Origin of the sequence: Pseudomonas nitroreducens (genome assembly GCF_014204515.1) — a bacterium.
Classification (GTDB): domain Bacteria; phylum Pseudomonadota; class Gammaproteobacteria; order Pseudomonadales; family Pseudomonadaceae; genus Pseudomonas; species Pseudomonas nitritireducens_A.
The window spans coordinates 39,913-56,767 of sequence record NZ_JACHLI010000033.1 but is presented as its reverse complement, the minus strand read 5'-3'; the positions used below and the strand labels follow the sequence as shown (position 1 = coordinate 56,767).

Genomic DNA, 16,855 nt, shown 5'->3' with positions numbered 1-16,855 from the left:
TGGTGAAGTCATCGCGGACGGAGTCCGCTCCTACGCGAAACTCACCCGATGCATGTGGGCCCACCCGAACACGTAGGGCGGATAACCTGGAACAGGTTATCCGCCGTTGGCTGGCGGCGGATAACGCTGGCGCGTTATGCGCCCTACGAAGGTGCGGGACGGCGCGATGACGTCTGGCGCGTGGTGAAGTCATCGCGGACGGAGTCCGCTCCTACGCGAAACTCACCCGATGCATGTGGGCCCACCTGAGCACGTAGGGCGAATAACCTGGAACAGGTTATCCGCCGTTGACTGGCGGCGGATAACGCTGGCGCGTTATCCGCCCTACGAGGGTGCGGGAGGTCGCGATGATTGTCAGAGCGGACCCACCTCTGGCGCATAAAAAAGCCCCGGCGCGAAGCCGGGGCCGAGCATCGGCGCGGGACTGGCCGACAGTTCACTCCCGCGCCGACGAACCCTCAGCGAGTCACTGCGCTGCGCGTCGTCTCGCCATCCACCAGCCGGGCGATGCCCAGCGGGTTGGCGTCCTTCAGCGCGTCGGGGAGCAGCGCGTCCGGGTAGTTCTGGTAGCACACCGGGCGCAGGAAACGGTCGATGGCCAGGCTGCCCACCGAGGTGCCGCGCGCGTCGGAGGTGGCCGGGTAGGGGCCGCCGTGGACCATGGCGTCGCAGACTTCCACGCCGGTGGGGTAGCCGTTGATCAGCAGGCGCCCGGCCTTGCGCTCCAGCACCGGCACCAGCGTGGCGAAGCGCGACAGGTCCTCGCTCTCGGCGATCAGCGTGGCGGTGAGCTGGCCGTGCAGGCCGTCCAGCGCGTGGCGCAGTTCGGCTTCATCCTTCACTTCGACGACGATTGTGGTCGGCCCGAAGACCTCTTCCTGCAACAGCTCCTCGCCCTCCAGCAGCAACTCGGCCTTGGCCTGGAACAGCTGCGGCTGTGCCTGCTTCCCCTCCTGCGGCTGGCCGGCGAGGTGACGCACGGCGGGATGGGTGAGCAGGCGGGCGATGCCTTTTTCGTAACTCTTCAGGGTGCCGGCGTTGAGCATGGTCTGCGCCGGGCGTTGGCCGATCTCGGCGATCAGTTGGGCGACGAACAGGCTGAATGCGGGCGAGGCGATGCCGATCACCAGGCCGGGGTTGGTGCAGAACTGGCCGCAGCCCAGGACCAACGAATCCGCCAGTTCGCGGGCGATTTTCTCGCCGCGCGCTTGCAGGGCGGCGGGCAGGACCAGCACCGGGTTGATGCTGCTCATTTCGGCAAACACCGGGATCGGCTGCGGACGCGCGGCGGCCAGGTCGCACAGCGCGCGACCGCCCTTCAGCGAGCCGGTGAAGCCGACCGCCTGGATCGCCGGGTGCCTGACCAGCGGCTCGCCGACGCCGGCGCCGTAGATCATGTTGAACACCCCGGCCGGCATGCCGGTGGATTCGGCGGCGCGGGTGATCGCCTCGCCAACGAATTCGGCGGAGGCCATGTGGCCGCTGTGGGCCTTGACTACCACCGGGCAGCCGGCGGCCAGTGCGGCGGCGGTGTCGCCACCGGCGGTGGAGAACGCCAGCGGGAAGTTGCTGGCGCCGAACACGGCTACCGGACCGACTCCGGTGCGGTACTGGCGCAGGTCCGGGCGTGGCGCCGGCTGGCGCTCGGGCAGGGCGCGGTCGATGCGCGCGCCGAGGAAGTCGCCGCGGCGCAGGACCTTGGCGAACAGGCGCATCTGGTTCGCGGTGCGGCCGCGCTCGCCCTGGATGCGCGCGGCGGGCAGGGCGGTCTCGCGGCAGACGGTGGCGATGAAGTCGTCGCCGAGGGCTTCGAGCTCCGTGGCGATGGCGTCGAGGAACTGCGCGCGGCGCTCCGGCGACAGGGCGTTGTAAGCCGGGAAGGCGGCTTCGGCGGCGCGGGCGGCGGCGTCGACTTCGGCCTCGGTGGCCTGGAGAAATTCGCGGGGCAGGGCTTCGCCGCTGCTGGCGTCGAGGCTCTGCAGGCGGACGCTGCCGGCGCCGACGCGCTGGCCGGCGATGAAGTTCTGGGCGGTCATGGGCGGGTTCTCTGGTGGTGGATGTCGGCGTGGCGACGAGCCCCTCTCCCCAGCCCTCTCCCTGAAGGGAGAGGGAGTGTCCGAGTGGCTCGGGCGGTCGTACTCTCCTTCGGGGATGGCATCAGGAAGAGCACGCGTTGCCTCTTCACACCGAACTGGTCCCCTCTCCCTTCAGGGAGAGGGTTAGGGAGAGGGCGTCGAGCGTGCCGGTGAACCATGAAGCTTCCCCAGGCACGGTCGCTCGCTCTTCTCACTGGCTGAGACTTAGAGCCCCACATCCGGCAGCTTCGGCCGATTCGCCAATGCCTTGGCCATGATCGTCTCCACATGCTCGCGATCAGCGCCTTGCAGCGCCAGGCGCGGCGGGCGGGTGAGGGCGGTGCCGCGGCCGGCGATCTCTTCGCACAGCTTGATGCACTGCACCAGGTCGGGGCGGGCGTCGAGGTGGAGGATTGGCATCAGCCACTCGTAGATCGGCATGGCCTCTTCATAACGGCCGGCCTTGCACAGGCGGAAGATGGTCTCGCCTTCCTGCGGGAAAACGTTGGACATGCCGGATATCCAGCCTTCGGCGCCCACCGCGATGCTCTCCAGAACCACGTCGTCGAGGCCGGCGAAGAGGATGAAGCGGTTGCCCACTTCGTTGCGCACGTCGATGAAGCGGCGGGTGTCGCCGGAGCTGTCCTTGAAGCAGACGATGTTCTCGCAGTCGGCCAGGGAGATGAGGATGTCCGGGGTGACGTCGTTCTTGTAGATCGGCGGGTTGTTGTAGACCATCACCGGCAGGTCGGTGCTGGTGGCCACGCTGCGGAAGTGCGCGGCGGTTTCATGCGGCTTGGAGGAGTAGACCAGCGCGGGCATCACCATGATGCCGTCGACGCCGACCTTCTGCACCGCCTTGGCCACCTGCGAGGCGCCGTGGCTGGTGAACTCGGCGATGCCGCAGATCACCGGCACACGGCCACCGGAGGCGTCCTTGGCGACTTCGGTGACGGCCATCTTCTCCTCGATGGACAGCGAGGTGTTCTCGCCGACGCTGCCGCACACCACCAGGCCCGACACGCCGTCGCGGACCAGGTTGGAGATCACCTTGTGGGTGGCTTCCAGGTTGACCGAGAAATCGGCGTTGAACTGAGTGGTCACCGCGGGGAACACGCCACTCCAATTGACCTTCTTGCTCATGGTTGTCTCCAATTGTCGTATTTCGTATACGAAAGTTCAGTGAGGTTTACCTGAAATTTCGTCGTCGGATGCCGCTACGCGGCGAATCAGGGTTGGAATCGTTTAGGGGAAATCAGTAACCGTTCGGCCAGGTATCCGAGAGCCGGTAGCCTTCGGGCCACGGGTCGGACGGGTCGAGCAGGTGCTGGTGGGTGCCGGTGATCCAGGCACGGCCGGAAATGCACGGGTGGATTGCTGGTTTGCCGCCGACGCTGGTGAGGCCGTCGATGCGGCAGTGGAACTTGGAATCGATGATCGAGTGGCCGACGAAGCGCTCGCCGTCCTTCAGCTGGCCCTTGGCGTGCAGCACCGCCATGCGCGCCGAGCAGCCGGTGCCGCAGGGCGAGCGGTCGATCTTGCCGGGGCGGATGACCACCGCGTTGCGGCCGTGCAGCACACCGTCGACGCGCTCCACCGGCGCGGTCAGCTGGCAGAAGGAAATGTGCGCCCAGTCGCGGTTTTCCGGGTGCTGGAAGCCCAGTTGCTGGTTCGCCGCCTGGGTGATCTTCAGGCCGGTGGCGACCAGGTCGGCGGCCTCCGAGGCGTGCAGGGTGAAGCCGAGCTTGTGGGCGTCGGTCAGTACGAAGCTGTCGCCGCCGTAGGCGGTATCCACCTGCAGCGAGCCGAGGCCTTCCACTTCGATCCAGGCGTCGAGCTGGTCGGCGAAGGAGGGCAGGTTGCGCACTTCCACGCGTTGCACCTTGCCGTCCTTGCAGTCGGCGACCACCTCGATCAGCCCGCCGGGGGCTTCCAGGGTCAGGCGCGTCTGCGGTTCCTGCATCGGCAGGATGCCGCTGTCGAGCAGCACGGTGCTGACGCACAGCGAGTTGGAGCCGGACATGGGCGGCACGTCGGCCGGCTCCATGATGATCCAGGCCATCTGCGCGCGCGGGTCCTTCGGCGGCACCAGCAGGTTCACGTGGCGGAACACGCCGCCGCGCGGTTCGTTGAGGACGAAGTTGCGCAGCACGTTGTCGCTGGCGATGAAGCGCGACTGCGCCCACACGGTATCCCCCGGCGGCGGGGCGACGCCGCCGACGATGACATCGCCGACCTCGCCTTCGGCATGGCAGCTGACCACGTGGATGATCTTGCTTGAACGCATTGCTGTCTCCTCAATCTGTGCCGCTGGCCTTCCCTCTCCCCAGCCCTGGCTGCGCGCCCCGCTCCGAAGGGAGAGGGGGCCGTCCGTGCCGGCTGACGCCAAGGCATCAACCTGCTCCGATCCAGTCCCCTCTCCCTCTGGGAGAGGGCTAGGGTGAGGGGCTCTTGTCTGTCAATTCACCGACCGCAGAAACTCCGCCGTCTCCGCCCGCTGCGGATTGCCGATCACCTGGTCCGGCGAGCCGATCTCATGTACCAGCCCGTCGCGGAAGAACGCCACGCGGTCGGACACGTCGCGGGCGAAGCGGATCTCGTGGGTCACCAGGACCATGGTCATGCCCTCTTCGGCGAGCAGGCGCATGGTGTCGAGCACCTCGCCCACCAGCTGCGGGTCGAGCGCCGAGGTGGCTTCGTCGAAGAGCATGTAGCCCGGCGACATGGCCAGCGCGCGGGCGATCGCCATGCGCTGTTGCTGCCCACCGGAGAGCTTCTGCGGGAACACCTTGAGCTTGTCGCCCAGGCCGACGTGCTTGAGCTGCTTGACCGCCATCGCCTCGGCTTCCTCCTTGGACAGGCCGAGCACCTTGCGCGGGGCGAGCATGATGTTCTCCAGCACGGTGAGGTGCGGGAAGGCGTTCCACTGCTGGAAGACGATGCCGATCTTCTGCCGCAGCTTGTTCAGGTCGGTGGTCTTGGCGTGGACCTCGATGCCGTCGACGCGGATCTTGCCGCGCTGGATCGGCTCCAGGCCGTTGATGCACATCAGCAGGGTGGACTTGCCCGACCCCGAGCCGCCGATGATCGAGACCACTTCGCCCTTCTTCACGGTCAGGCTCACGCCCTTGACCACTTCCAGATCGCCGTAGGCTTTGTGCACGTTGTCGATTTCAATCATTTTCCTGCCACCTTTTTTCCAGCCGGGCACCGAGGCGCGCCACGACCCAACTCATGAGGTAATAGATGACCCCGGCGACGCACAGCACCAGCAGGGGTTCCTGGATGCGCGTCACGATGGTCTGCGAGGCGCGGAGCAGTTCGACGATGCCGATCCACATGACCAGCGCGGTGTCCTTCATCACCCCCAGCACCAGGTTCAGCCAGCCGGGGAAGGCCACTCGCGCGGCCAGCGGCAGCACGATGTAGCGCAGGTCCTGCCAGTAGGTCAGGCCCAGCGAGCGGCTGGCGCGGCGGATGTTCGGGCCCACCGCGAGGATGCCGCTGCGGATGATCTCGGTGCAGAACGCCGCCGCGTACACGCCCAGTACCAGGCAGCCGACGGTGAAGGCGCTCCAGTTCAGGCCGACGATGCTTTTCAGCGAGTTGAACAGCACGAACTGGATCAGCAGCGGCACGCTGCGGAAGATGTCGAGGAACCAGCCGACCGGCATCGTCGCCCGTGGCAGGGCGGCGCGCAGCCAGCCCAGCACGATGCCGGCGAGGGTGCCGATGAGCATGGCGCCGACGGTCAGCTTGATGGTGACCCAGGCCCCTTGCAGCAGGAACATCAGGTCGTTGACGGTGAAGCTCGTGGAAAACATGCGTGCTTCTCCTAGTAGCGGAACAGCCGCCAGCTCAGCAGGCGGGCGACCGCCACGATGACCTTGGCGATGATGTAGTAGAGGACCGCCGCGAGGGCGAAGTACTCGAAGGTGCGGAAGGTGCGCACGTTGAAGTCCTGGGTCACGCCGGTGAGGTCGTTGTTCAGGCCCACCACCACGCCCAGCGAGGTCATCAGCACCGCCCAGACCATCTGGTTCGTCAGCGGGTAATAGACGATGCGCAGCAGCTGCGGAACGATGATCATCCGGTACGCCTGGAAGGCGCTCATGCCCAGCGAGCGCGCGGCGCGCATCTGGGTGTCCGGCACGGCCTTGAGCCCGCCGCGGAAGTTCTCCGCCAGGTAGCCGGCGTTGTTGAAGGTGATCCCCGCCAGCAGCGCCACCCAGGAGCTGACGTGCAGGCCGAAGGAGCCCAGGCCGAAGTAGAGGATGTAGATCTGGAACAGCGATGGGGTGTTGCGTGCAATCGACACCCAGGTGTCGGCGAAGCCCTTGAGCAACGGGTTCTTCATCTGCCGCATGACGGTCAGCAACAGCGCAATGAGCACGCCGAGGATCATCGACAGCGCGGCGGTTTCCAGGGTCACCCAGGCGCCGCCGAGCATGTCCGGCAGGGCCTTGAACGCGGAGCGCCAGTGGAAGCTGTAGTTGAACATCAGCGCACCCCCTCGCTCAGCCAGTGCGGCACACCGCCGTCGCCGCGCCCGCTGCAGGCCGCCTCGACGCACGCGGCCAGACTGCCGAAATGCACCTGGCGGCCGGCCAGGCCCGGACCGTAGTGCGCGTACTTCGCCGAATTGGTCATCAGCGTGGTGCAGGCCGGCGGAATCACCGGCTCGCCGATCATGCACCAGCAGGTGTCGTTGAGCAGTTGCGCGCCGAAGTCTTCCAGAACCTTCACGTCGCCGGCGGCGCGGGCCTTTTCCTGCACGGCGCGGCCGAGGGCGATGACCAGCGCGACGCCCGGATGCTTGCGGCGGCCGGCGACCAGTCTGGCGAGATCTGCACATTCGCTGGCGGAGAAGTGCGGGTTGCCCAGCGATACCAGTTGCACGGTCGGCTCGCTGGCGTGGTCCAGCTCGCGCCAGGAGGCGATCAGGTCCGCCGGGGTAACGCGCAGGTGCTGCAGCGGCGCCTTGTTACCGAGTGCAGTAGCGGCGTCCGGCGCTTCCGGGGTGACGCCGGCGATGTGGAACATCGGGGCGGCGGAGGTGGTGGCGAAGGCCGCGCCGAAGGCTTTCAGCGCATCGCTGTCCGGCGCCAGCGACTGCAGGCCGTCGACCACCGGGATGCGCGAGCCGCACAGCTCGCCGATGTGGTAGCCGAGCAGCGGGAAGATCGATTCGTCGTGCCCGGTCGGCAGCTCGATATCGATCCGCAGCGTGGCCAGCCGGCCTTCGTCGCGGTGGCTGCCGACGTTCGGCGCGCGGCCGGTGAGGGCGATGCAGATGTCGAGGTAATCGGGGTATTTCAGGGTGCGTGCGCCGAGCACGCTGTTGGCGTAGACCACGGCGTTGGACTCGGCCCAGACCACCTGTTCGCCGAGGCTCGGCTTGCTGTCCAGCAGGTAGGGCGCGCAGGTGTAGCTCATTTGCGCGCCCATCTCCATGTAGGCATCGCCCAGCGCAGCGGCGGGTTCGCCGAAGGCCTTGTCGACGCCCAGCTCGCGCCAGCGGCGATGGTCCACGGAGATGGAATTGAGGGTGGTCGGCACCTTCACCTTGCCGCCCCAGTCCGCCAGCTGGCGGGCGAAGCGCAGGCTCGCGGGGCCGGTATAGATGCAACCGTCGATGTGCGCCTGGGCGACATCGAGCAAATCCTTCGCGCCTTGCAGCGCGGCCATGCGCAGGACGATCTGCATGGCGGCCTGGGCGGCCTTGCCATGTTTACCGTCGAGCAGTTCATGGTCGCCGGCATTCAGTGCCAGGCCTTCCGGCAGCGGGCCGGCGTCGCTGGCCATCACGCCCTGCCAGCCATCGGCAGGGCGCTCGGCGGTGAGTGTTACCTGACCGTCTTCGATACGGGCCCAGCCGCCCGCGGACAACTGCTCGAAGCCCTCGCGCCCCAGGCACAGCACCGGGATGGAGCGGCCGAACAACGCCTGCGCCACCAGTACACCCAGAGTGAGGATCTCGTCCGGCTCGGCCAGCAGCAGGGCTGCCGGAGCGTGGCCGTTGAGCAGTATCTCCAGCATCACGCTGCTGCCGGTGCAGGAGCCGCGTCCGCTGGGAATCGCCAGCACCCGACCGGGCAGGAAGCTGCCCGACAGCGGATGGTGGCGGTCGATGACCTCGCCCGTGAAAGGCTCGACGCCTCCCCAGAAGCTCAGCCCGGTGTCGGCATGGAGCAGCGCCCCTTCGGCGCTACCCCCCATCAGGACCCGCCCTGTTAGGCGAGAGTCCTGCACCCTTGAAGCCTGCATCGAAGACATGTTGCACCCGCCGTCAGTAGTACACGTGGGGAACGGTGAGATCGACCGGGGCGCCGCCCACCCACTTCTCGTACAGCTCGGCGTAGCGGCCGGTGCGGACCTGCTGGTTGACGAAGAGGTTGAGGTAATGGATCAGGCCGTACTCGTTGCGCGCGGCGGCCAGCGACACGTAGTCGATCACGTAGGGCGCGTTACCGACGACCTTCAGGCCCTTGTACTTGCCGGACTTGAGCGTGGAGGCGGCGACGGTGTTGGTCACCACGGTGGCGTCGATGTGGCCCTGGGCGACGGCGAGAATGGTGTCGTTCTGGCTCTGGTAGGCGCGGAAGCTGCCCTTGCCGGCCCATTTCTTCACGTCCTTCTCCAGCGCGATGGCTTCATAGGTGCCGCTGGTGTTGCCCACCGGGCGATCCTTGAGGTCGTCGTACTTGGTGATGCCGGTGTCGTCGCGAGTCAGCACCACCATCTGGAAGGCGAAGTAGGGAATGGTCATGGCGACTGTCTTGGCGCGCTCCAGGGTGTCGGAGGTGGAGGCGACGATCACGTCGGCACGGCCGGAAACCAGCGCGGGGATGCGATCGGGGAAGGGCGTCTCGACGACTTCGGCGGTCACGCCCAGCACCTTCGCCAGGTCGTTGCAGTAATCCACGTCGAAACCGACCGGGTTGTTCTGCGCATCGCGCGAACCCATGGGCGGGAAGTCCAGGGTCACGGCGCAGCGCAGCTTGCCGGATTCGATGATGTCATCGAGCTTGTCGGCCTGGGCCTGGCCGACGAGAAACACAGCGGTGAGGGCTAGAGCAATTCGGGAGAATTTCATGAGGGCCTCTCTGAGTCAGTGTTGTGCAGCAGTTTTTGTATTATGGATTTCGTATACGATATTTTTCAGAGCAAGGCATGTGCCAGAAACCACTCGGGCGTGACCCATGGGTCGCAGCGCCCGGTGTTCGGGGGATTGGTTGCTGGGAGCCTTCCGCATTAACTGTAGGCGGGTTCTGAGCGCTGTTACCAAATGAAGCAGGGAGGCGTTTCGCTGCCCCTTATGGGAGCACTCGGTGAGCGCTCTCAAGAGCGTTCGCGAGCAAGCTCGCTCCTACAGGTCATGCACGATCCGCTCTTCGTAGGAGCGAGCTTGCTCGCGAACCGCAATGCGCAGTCGCCCCCGGTGACGCTTTCGTAGCCCCGTAGGGCGCATAAAGCGGAACGCTTTATCCGCCATCACTGCGGCTGGGTTGATGGCGGATAACGCCGTAGGCGTTATGCGCCCTACCAATATGCCAAGGCCCCGTAGGAGCGGATTCATCCGCGATGCTCTTGCGCGATGCATGTCGATCGCGGACGGAGTCCGCTCCTACGCGAGGATCGACATGCGCAGTCCCGCAGGGCGCATAAAGCGGAACGCTTTATCCGCCGTCACTGCGGCTGGGTTGACGGCGGATAACGCCGTAGGCGTTATGCGCCCTACCAATGTGCCAAGGCCCCGTAGGAGCGGATTCATCCGCGATGCTCTTGCGCGATGGATGCCGATCGCGGACGGAGTCCGCTCCTACGCGAGGATCGACATGCGCAGTCCCGTAGGGCGCATAAAGCGGCACGCTTTATCCGCCATTTCTGCGGCTGGTCTGACGGCGGATAACGCCTGGGGCGTTATGCGCCCTACCAATGTGCCAAGGCTCCGTAGGAGCGGATTCATCCGCGATGCTCTTGCGCGGCGGATGCCGATCGCGGACGGAGTCCGCTCCTACGCCAGGGGGGGGGAACGTTCGCAGCAGATAAAACCCGGAAGCGTGTCAGCTGGAAGCAGTTTGCGATTCGCGATACTGCGTCGGCGACAGCCCGGTCAGCGCGCGGAACTGGCGGCTGAAGGCGCTGTGGTCGGTGTAGCCGCAGCGCAGGGCGATCTCGGTGATTGGCAGGTCTTCGCCGAGCAGCCGGGTGGCCGCGCCCAGGCGGGCCTTGTGGATCATCTGCCGCGGGGTGAGCTGGAAGATGCGCTTGCAGTGGCGCTCCAGCTGGGCCACGGACAGCCCGGCCAGTTCGGTCAGCTCGCCAAGGTTGATCGGCTTGTCGAAGTGCTCGCGGATGTAGGCGTCCACCGCCACCAGGCGCTGATAGGCCGGATGCGTGGACTGCGCCGCCTGCAGGTCGCTGGAAATCCCCGCCATGCCGATCACCGCGCCACTGGCATCGCGCAGCGCCAGCTTGTGGGTCAGGCACCAGCCGGGTTGGCGGCCGGGGTAGAGGTGCAGCTCCAGCTGGTCGCTGAGCTGGCCGCCGGTTTCCAGCACGCGGCGGTCCTGCTCGGTGTAGACCGGGCCGAAGCGCGAGGGGAAGACGTCCTCGGCGGTGCGCCCGAGCAGTTCGCTGGCGTCCTTCACGCCGCAGCGCCGCGCCAGGGTCTGGTTGACCAGCACGTAGCGCGCCGCGGTGTCCTTGATGAAGAACACCACGCCGGGCATGGCATCGAGCAGCGGAGAAATCTGCCGGAGGGTCTGCAGCAGGCTGTCCAGGTCGCGGGCGCCCTGGGGGATCAGGTCGTGCATCGGGAGGCGGGTCGGCTGTCGGAACATGGCGAGGATACGGGGCAATCAGGTTGCAGGAAAGGGCGCCGCGGCGGCCGCCGGTAAAGTCGTAGTTGTCGGGCTGGCGACGGCGTGCTGGACTAGCCGGCCGATCCCACCCTTCGAGTTATCCCCATGTCCCGAGCCCAGCGGCTGCTCGACCTCCTGCAGGTGTTGCGGCGCCATCGTCTTCCGGTATCGGGGCGGGCACTGGCCGCCGAGCTGGGCGTCAGCCTGCGTACGCTGTACCGCGACATCGCCACGTTGCAGCAGCAGGGCGCCCATATCGAGGGCGAGGCGGGCGTGGGCTACGTGCTGCGGCCGGGCTTCGAACTGCCACCGCTGATGTTCTCGCTGGAAGAGATCGAGGCGCTGGTGCTGGGCATGCGCTGGGTCAGCCGGCATGGCGACCGTGGCCTGGCGTCGGCCGCGCGGGACGTGCTGGCGAAAGTCGGCTCGGTGCTGCCGGCCAACCTGCGCCTGGAGCTGGAGAGCAATGCCCTGCTGGTGGGCAGCCGGCCGGTCGAGGGCGTATCGGATGAACTGCTGGGGCAGGTGCGCGACAGCATCCGCCGGCAGGGCAAGCTGCAGTTCGCCTACCGGGACGCCGCCGGCCGGCTCACCGAGCGGGTGGTCTGGCCGTTCGGCCTGGGCTACTTCGAGCAGGTCCGCGTGGTCATGGCCTGGTGCGAGCTGCGCCAGGACCTGCGGCACTTCCGCCTGGACCGCATGGAGCGGGTCAGCGGCCTGGCGGAGCGCTACCCGCGTCAGCGTCAGGCGCTGCTCAGGGACTGGTACGCGCAGCACGACATCGCCGTGCAGTGAACGACTGCTGACAGAATCTGACACGGCTACGCCATAGCCTGCGATGACCGGCAACGAGGCCGGTTCATTCAATCGCAAGGAGTTTCCATGGTCAGCCCGAACATGATCATTTTCTACGTCGACGATGCCGAGCGCAGTGCGGCTTTCTACACTGAGCTTCTGCAGCGCGGCCCGGTGGACAGCCAGGCGACCTTCGCCCTGTTCGTCTTCGACAATGGCCTGAAGCTCGGTCTCTGGTCGCGCAGTGGCGTTCAGCCGAGCGCCGAGGCGAAGGCGGGCGGCAGCGAGCTGGGGATTGCGGCGCAAAGCCATGCCGAAGTCCTGCGCCTGCACCGTGACTGGCAGCAGCACGGCGTCGAGATCGTCCAGGCGCCGACGCAGATGGACTTCGGCTACACCTTCACCGCGCTCGACCCGGATGGTCATCGCCTGCGCGTGTTCTGCCTGGGCTGAGTCCACCATGCTGCAGCCTGCTACTTCAGTCTTCGGCGAGTTGCAGCAGGGTTTCCACCCGCGTCGGGCTGAACGGCGGGCGCGGCGCCGGGGGTTGCCAGCCGAACAGCTGCTTCGCCGCCGCGCCGCACACGCGGCCCTGGCAGGCGCCCATGCCGCAGCGGCTGGCGAGCTTGGCGGCGGTCCAGTCCGGTTTGCCGGCCAGCGCAGAAAAGGGCACGTCTTCGCAGCGGCAGACGAGGGTGTCCGGTTGCGCCAGCTGGTTCAGGCGCGGGTCGAGGGCGAAGTCGCGCTTCAGTGCGGCAGCGAAGCCCTGCCAGCGCTGGCGCTGCGGCCACAGATCCTGGGCGCGGTCGTGCTCGCCCACGGCGGCATGGCCGGCGATACGGCCTTCCACCAGGGCTTTCTCCGAGCCGCCGAAACCGGTGCATTCGCCCGCCGCGTAGACGCCGTCGCGACTGCTCGCCTGCCAGGCATCGACACGGATCGCGCCGTCGTCCACCGCGCAGCCCAGCGCCTGGCCGATCTGCACATTGGGGATCAGGCCGAAGCCGCAGGCCAGCCGGTCGCAGGCGATTTCCTTCAGTTTGCCGCCCTGGCGGATGCGTACACCTTCCAGGTGATCCGTACCCAGGGCGGCGACCACATGGCTGTCGGCGCGATAGGCCGGGTCGTACAGACCGAAGGATTGCAGCAGCTTGTTCGGCCAGCGGGGAAGTTTCAGCGCGAAACCGGCCAGGGCGGCCCATGAGGCTTGTTCGGCGATGTGGAGGATTTTTGCGCCGTTGGCGCGGGCCGTGGCAGCGCTGGCGAGTAGCAGCGGGCCGCTGCCGGCGATCACCACGCGTTGCCCATCGACCGGCATGCCGCCTTTCACCAGTGCCTGCAATCCGCCCGCGCCGGTGACGCCGGGCAGCGTCCAGCCGGGGAAGGGCAGCAGCAGTTCGCGGGCGCCGGTGCAGAGGATCAGCTTGCGGTAGTCCAGCCGCCAGCCGTGCTCGAAATCTTCCAGCAGCAGGCCGCGCTCGCCGGCCAGGGCGACCACGCGCGTGCCGTTGTGAATCCTGATGTTGGCGCGTGCAGCCACTTGCTCGCGCAAGTCGATGGCGGCACGCGGCAGATGCGCGTTGGGCCCGTCGCGCCAGATCTGCCCGCCGGGCAGCGGGTTGTCGTCGAGGATGACGATGCTGGCGCCGCTGGGCGCGGCGGCGAGGGCGGCGGACAGCCCGGCCGGGCCGGCGCCGAGGATGACGATATCGGCCGCAGCGCTCATGAATGCGTCTCCACCTGCATGCCGTCGCGGCACAGGGTCTGGCAGGCCAGGCGGCGCTGGCCGTCGATGCTCACCCGGCATTCCTGGCACACGCCCATGCCGCACAACGGCGCGCGGCGCTGGCCGCTGACCGAGGTGCGCGTGGTGCCGTCACCACCCAGGGCGAGCGCGGCGGCGACCGTGGTGCCGGCGGCGACGCGCAGCGGGCGGCCGTCGAGGATCAGCTCAGGCATGGGCGGTGGCTCCGAGGAAGCGGCGCGGGGAATAGGGTTCGGCCGCCAGCGGCAGCGGCTCGTGGCATAGCTGCGCGGCGAGCAGGTCGGCGGTGCCCGGCGCGGTGGTCACGCCCAGGCCTTCGTGGCCGACCGCCAGCCACAGGCCGGGGCGTTGCGGATGTTCGCCCACCAGCGGCAGACCGTCCGGGCTGGCGGCGCGGAAGCCGGCCCAGCTGCGGATCACGTTGAGGTTGGCCAGGCCGGGCATGTAGTCCGCGGCGCGGCGCAGCATCTTCGCCAGCATCCAGCCTTCCACCTGCGGGTCGGTGGTGCCGAACTGCCGCGAGGCGCCGATGAACAGCTGGCCGGTGGGGCGCGGCTGGATGTTGCAGGCCACCGACGGGCCGCTGGCGTTGTGCGCGCTGGTCACGTAGCCGAGCTCGACCAGGGTGCGGCGCACCTTGCCGGGGTAGCGGTCGGTGATCAGCAGGTGACCCTTCTTCGGCTGGATGGGCAGGCCGGCGCACAGCTCGCCGGCCTGGATGCCGTTGGCCAGCACGATGGCCTGGGCGCTCAGCCACTGGCCGTCGTCCAGGCGCACGCGGGGCTCGTCGATTTCCACCACTTTTGCCTGACGCTGGCGGATCGGCTTGGGTGCCGACTCCAGCAGCCAGGCGGCGGCGCGCGGCGCGTAGAGAATGCCGTCGCCGGTGATCTCCAGTCCGCCGTGCAGGTCTGTGCGCAGTTCGGGCTCTTCGCTGAGCAGCTCCGCGTTATTGAGCAGCTTCGCGGCGACGCCGTGCTCACGCAGTACGGCGAACTTGCGTTCGGCCTCGGCCATCTCCTCGTCATTGGCGGCCAGCCACATCGTGCCGTTGCTGCGGTAGGCGCATTCGGCCGGCATGTCGCGGCCGAACTCGCGCCAGCGTTGCAGCGAGTAGTCGCTCAGCGCCAGTTCGGCGGCATTGTCATCGAGCACCAGCAGATGGCCCATGCCGACGGCGGTGGCGCCGGGCAGGCGCGCGTCCAGCACCAGCACGCCCAGCCCGCGACGGGCCAGGGCGTGGGCGCAGGCGGCGCCGACTATGCCGGCGCCGATGACGATGATGTCGGCATCGCTCACGGGCGGATGCCCCAGGCGAACGGGTCGTCCTCTTCCAGCAGCAGGGTGGCTTCGGCGCTGATGTTGGCGCGGCCACGGATGGTCGGGATGATCCGTCCTTCGCTGGACGCGCCGGCCCACTCGAAGCGGCCCTCGAACTGGCTGCCGATCACGCTGGCCTGGCGCCAGGACTCCCCGGCGGCAAGCTTGCCGTCGGCCGCCAGGCACGCCAGCTTGGCGCTGGTGCCGGTGCCGCAGGGCGAGCGGTCGTAGGCCTTGCCGGGGCAGAGTACGTAGTTGCGGCTGTCCGCGTCGGGATCGTCGGCGAACAGTTCGATGTGGTCGATCAGCCCGCCGTCCTCGCCACGGATGCCCTGGTCTTCCAGCGCCTTCTGCACGGCGACGGTGTAGGCGGTCAGCTCGTCGAGGTTGTCGCCGGCGACGCGCAGGCCGTGATCGGCAATCAGGAAGAACCAGTTGCCGCCCCAGGCGATGTCGCCGTGCACCAGGCCGTGGCCGGGCACATCCACCGGCACCTGCTTGCGGTAGCGGTAGGAGGGGACGTTGCGCACGCTCACCGAGCGGTCGTCGTGCAGGGTCGCCTCGACGGTGCCCACCGGGGTCTCAATCTTGTGCGTGCCCGGGCCGATGCGCCCCAGGTGCGCCAGGGAAACCACCAGGCCGATGGTGCCGTGGCCGCACATGCCCAGGTAGCCGGTGTTGTTGAAGAAGATCACCCCGGCGCAGGCGCTCGGGTCCACCGGTTCGCAGAGCAGCGCGCCGACCAGCACGTCGCTGCCGCGCGGCTCCAGCACGCTCGCGGCGCGCCAGCTATCGTGCTCGCTGGCCAGCAGCGCACGGCGCTCGGCCATGCTGCCCTTGCCCAGGTCGGGAAAGCCGTCGAGCACCAGGCGCGTGGGTTCGCCGCCGGTGTGGGAATCGAGAACCTGGATGCGTTTCATGCTGCCCCCTGCGGTGGTCTTGTGGTTGACCTTAGGGTGGCGCGGGGAGGAGATCGGAGCTTGAGGGTTTTCCGCCGAGCCGATGATGAAATCGGCACAGCGCAGTGGGGTCTGTTGATGCTTTGGCGCGAGCCGCGTTGCTGCGCCAAATCGCGTCAGGCTAGACGCGGGACGACGGCAATGGCCGCCCTTGTCTAGTCCCGAAACGACGCTTGGCGCGATTTGCCGCGCAACCCAAAGGGACGGCTCTGTATTTTGCGCAACGCTTCACTCCACTCTGGCGGCACTGACTTCCTATAACCCCTACCCTGCGCAAAATGCAGTGCCGTCGCGGCCGTGACAAAGCATCAACAGACCCCAAGCTCAGCTCGGCGTCGGGCGGTTCGGCAGGTGTTCGTAGAGCGTGCGGCAAACGCCGTTGATGTGCTCTTCCAGCAGGCGCGCGGCGCGGTCGGCATCTCCGGCGCGGCAGGCGTCGAGGATGTCGTGGTGCTCGTGGTCGGCGCGTTCCTTGCCGTCGGACATGCTCATCTGCAGGCGCAGGTAGCGCTCCACCTTGTCATGGATCGAGCGGATCAGCCCGACGAGGTACGGCCGCTGCGCCGGCTCGTAGAGGCAGGCGTGCAGTTCCCAGTTCAGCTCGGCCCAGCGGCCGATATCATCCTCGCCGACGAACTCGGCACAGATGCCCTCGGCGCGGGCGAAGGTCGCGTCGCTCATGTTGGGGATCGCCAGGCGCAGCGCCTGCACCTCCAGCACCACGCGCACCTCGAACATCTGCGCCAGTTCCGGCTCGGAAATCTTCGTCACCAGCGCTCCCTTGTTGCGCTGGAACTCCACCAGCCCCTCGGCCTCCAGGCGCTTGAGCGCCTCGCGCACGGGGATCTTGCTGACGTTGAAGATCTGCGCGATGTCGTCCTGGCGGATCGGCTCGCTTTCCGCCAGCTGGCCGGAAATGATCGCCTCGCGCAGGTGCTTGGCGATGGTCTCCGAGGCGGAGGGGACGATTCCCAGGTTGGGGGCGTTGCGTAGCGGCACGATGCAGTCCGGTCAGGTGGCGTGTGTCGGATATGGTATACGAAATCCCTGTCATGCAGTGAAGCACCGGCCAAC

Annotated in this window: 16 protein-coding genes; 2 read left to right on the top strand and 14 right to left on the bottom strand. The window is 67.6% G+C overall.

The genetic code is table 11. The features are described 5' to 3' along the window. Nucleotides 1–458: 458 nt before the first annotated feature. From HNP46_RS28990 to HNP46_RS28950, 9 genes are all read right to left on the bottom strand, one after another. On the bottom strand, nt 459–2,036 hold the full coding sequence (locus HNP46_RS28990; protein ID WP_184596021.1) for an aldehyde dehydrogenase (NADP(+)): 1,578 nt from the start codon (nt 2,034–2,036) through the stop codon (nt 459–461). 264 nt (nt 2,037–2,300) lie between these two features. Further along, nucleotides 2,301–3,218 carry a dihydrodipicolinate synthase family protein gene (locus tag HNP46_RS28985; RefSeq protein ID WP_184596018.1) on the bottom strand — a complete coding sequence of 306 codons (918 nt, stop codon included), beginning with the start codon at nt 3,216–3,218 and terminating at the stop codon, nt 2,301–2,303. A gap of 112 nt (nt 3,219–3,330) precedes the next feature. Further along, nucleotides 3,331–4,362, bottom strand: coding sequence for a trans-3-hydroxy-L-proline dehydratase (locus HNP46_RS28980; protein WP_184596016.1), 1,032 nt, complete (start codon nt 4,360–4,362; stop codon nt 3,331–3,333). 171 nt (nt 4,363–4,533) lie between these two features. Further along, nucleotides 4,534–5,256 (bottom strand): amino acid ABC transporter ATP-binding protein, encoded by a 723-nt coding sequence (locus tag HNP46_RS28975; RefSeq protein ID WP_184596014.1) that lies wholly within the window; start codon nt 5,254–5,256, stop codon nt 4,534–4,536. After that, nucleotides 5,249–5,899 (bottom strand): amino acid ABC transporter permease, encoded by a 651-nt coding sequence (locus HNP46_RS28970; protein ID WP_184596012.1) that lies wholly within the window; start codon nt 5,897–5,899, stop codon nt 5,249–5,251. The genes HNP46_RS28975 and HNP46_RS28970 overlap by 8 nt, the downstream gene beginning before the upstream one ends. Nucleotides 5,900–5,910: 11 nt before the next feature. Then, a complete protein-coding gene (locus HNP46_RS28965) occupies nt 5,911–6,576 on the bottom strand; it encodes an amino acid ABC transporter permease (protein ID WP_045216994.1) in 666 nt (221 codons plus the stop codon). Continuing rightward, on the bottom strand, nt 6,576–8,294 hold the full coding sequence (locus HNP46_RS28960) for an aconitase X (protein WP_184596010.1): 1,719 nt from the start codon (nt 8,292–8,294) through the stop codon (nt 6,576–6,578). The genes HNP46_RS28965 and HNP46_RS28960 overlap by 1 nt, the downstream gene beginning before the upstream one ends. A 70-nt stretch (nt 8,295–8,364) precedes the next feature. Beyond that, nucleotides 8,365–9,171, bottom strand: a complete 807-nt coding sequence (locus tag HNP46_RS28955; RefSeq protein ID WP_138212082.1) for a transporter substrate-binding domain-containing protein — start codon at nt 9,169–9,171, stop codon at nt 8,365–8,367. Between the two features lie 970 nt (nt 9,172–10,141). Next, nucleotides 10,142–10,921, bottom strand: a complete 780-nt coding sequence (locus tag HNP46_RS28950; RefSeq protein ID WP_184596008.1) for an AraC family transcriptional regulator — start codon at nt 10,919–10,921, stop codon at nt 10,142–10,144. Between the two features lie 126 nt (nt 10,922–11,047). On the opposite strand from HNP46_RS28950, the gene HNP46_RS28945 reads away from it, so the two are divergent. Beyond that, entirely contained in the window at nt 11,048–11,737 is a 690-nt protein-coding gene (locus HNP46_RS28945) for a helix-turn-helix transcriptional regulator (RefSeq protein WP_184596006.1), read from the top strand. 87 nt (nt 11,738–11,824) lie between these two features. Then, nucleotides 11,825–12,190 (top strand): VOC family protein, encoded by a 366-nt coding sequence (locus tag HNP46_RS28940; RefSeq protein WP_184596004.1) that lies wholly within the window; start codon nt 11,825–11,827, stop codon nt 12,188–12,190. A gap of 25 nt (nt 12,191–12,215) precedes the next feature. On the opposite strand, the gene HNP46_RS28935 is transcribed toward HNP46_RS28940, so the two are convergent. The 5 genes from HNP46_RS28935 to HNP46_RS28915 all read right to left on the bottom strand — a co-directional run bounded on the left by HNP46_RS28935 (nt 12,216) and on the right by HNP46_RS28915 (nt 16,780). Further along, a complete protein-coding gene (locus HNP46_RS28935; RefSeq protein ID WP_184596002.1) occupies nt 12,216–13,463 on the bottom strand; it encodes an NAD(P)/FAD-dependent oxidoreductase in 1,248 nt (415 codons plus the stop codon). Further along, nucleotides 13,460–13,696, bottom strand: coding sequence for a 2Fe-2S iron-sulfur cluster-binding protein (locus HNP46_RS28930; RefSeq protein ID WP_184595999.1), 237 nt, complete (start codon nt 13,694–13,696; stop codon nt 13,460–13,462). Before HNP46_RS28930 ends, HNP46_RS28935 begins: the two co-directional genes overlap by 4 nt. Further along, nucleotides 13,689–14,801 carry an NAD(P)/FAD-dependent oxidoreductase gene (locus HNP46_RS28925; RefSeq protein WP_184595997.1) on the bottom strand — a complete coding sequence of 371 codons (1,113 nt, stop codon included), beginning with the start codon at nt 14,799–14,801 and terminating at the stop codon, nt 13,689–13,691. The genes HNP46_RS28930 and HNP46_RS28925 overlap by 8 nt, the downstream gene beginning before the upstream one ends. Further along, nucleotides 14,798–15,742, bottom strand: a complete 945-nt coding sequence (locus HNP46_RS28920) for a 4-hydroxyproline epimerase (protein WP_184595995.1) — start codon at nt 15,740–15,742, stop codon at nt 14,798–14,800. The genes HNP46_RS28925 and HNP46_RS28920 overlap by 4 nt, the downstream gene beginning before the upstream one ends. A 363-nt stretch (nt 15,743–16,105) precedes the next feature. Next, complete coding sequence (locus tag HNP46_RS28915; RefSeq protein ID WP_184595993.1) at nt 16,106–16,780, bottom strand: GntR family transcriptional regulator; 675 nt, start codon at nt 16,778–16,780, stop codon at nt 16,106–16,108. Nucleotides 16,781–16,855: the final 75 nt, after the last annotated feature.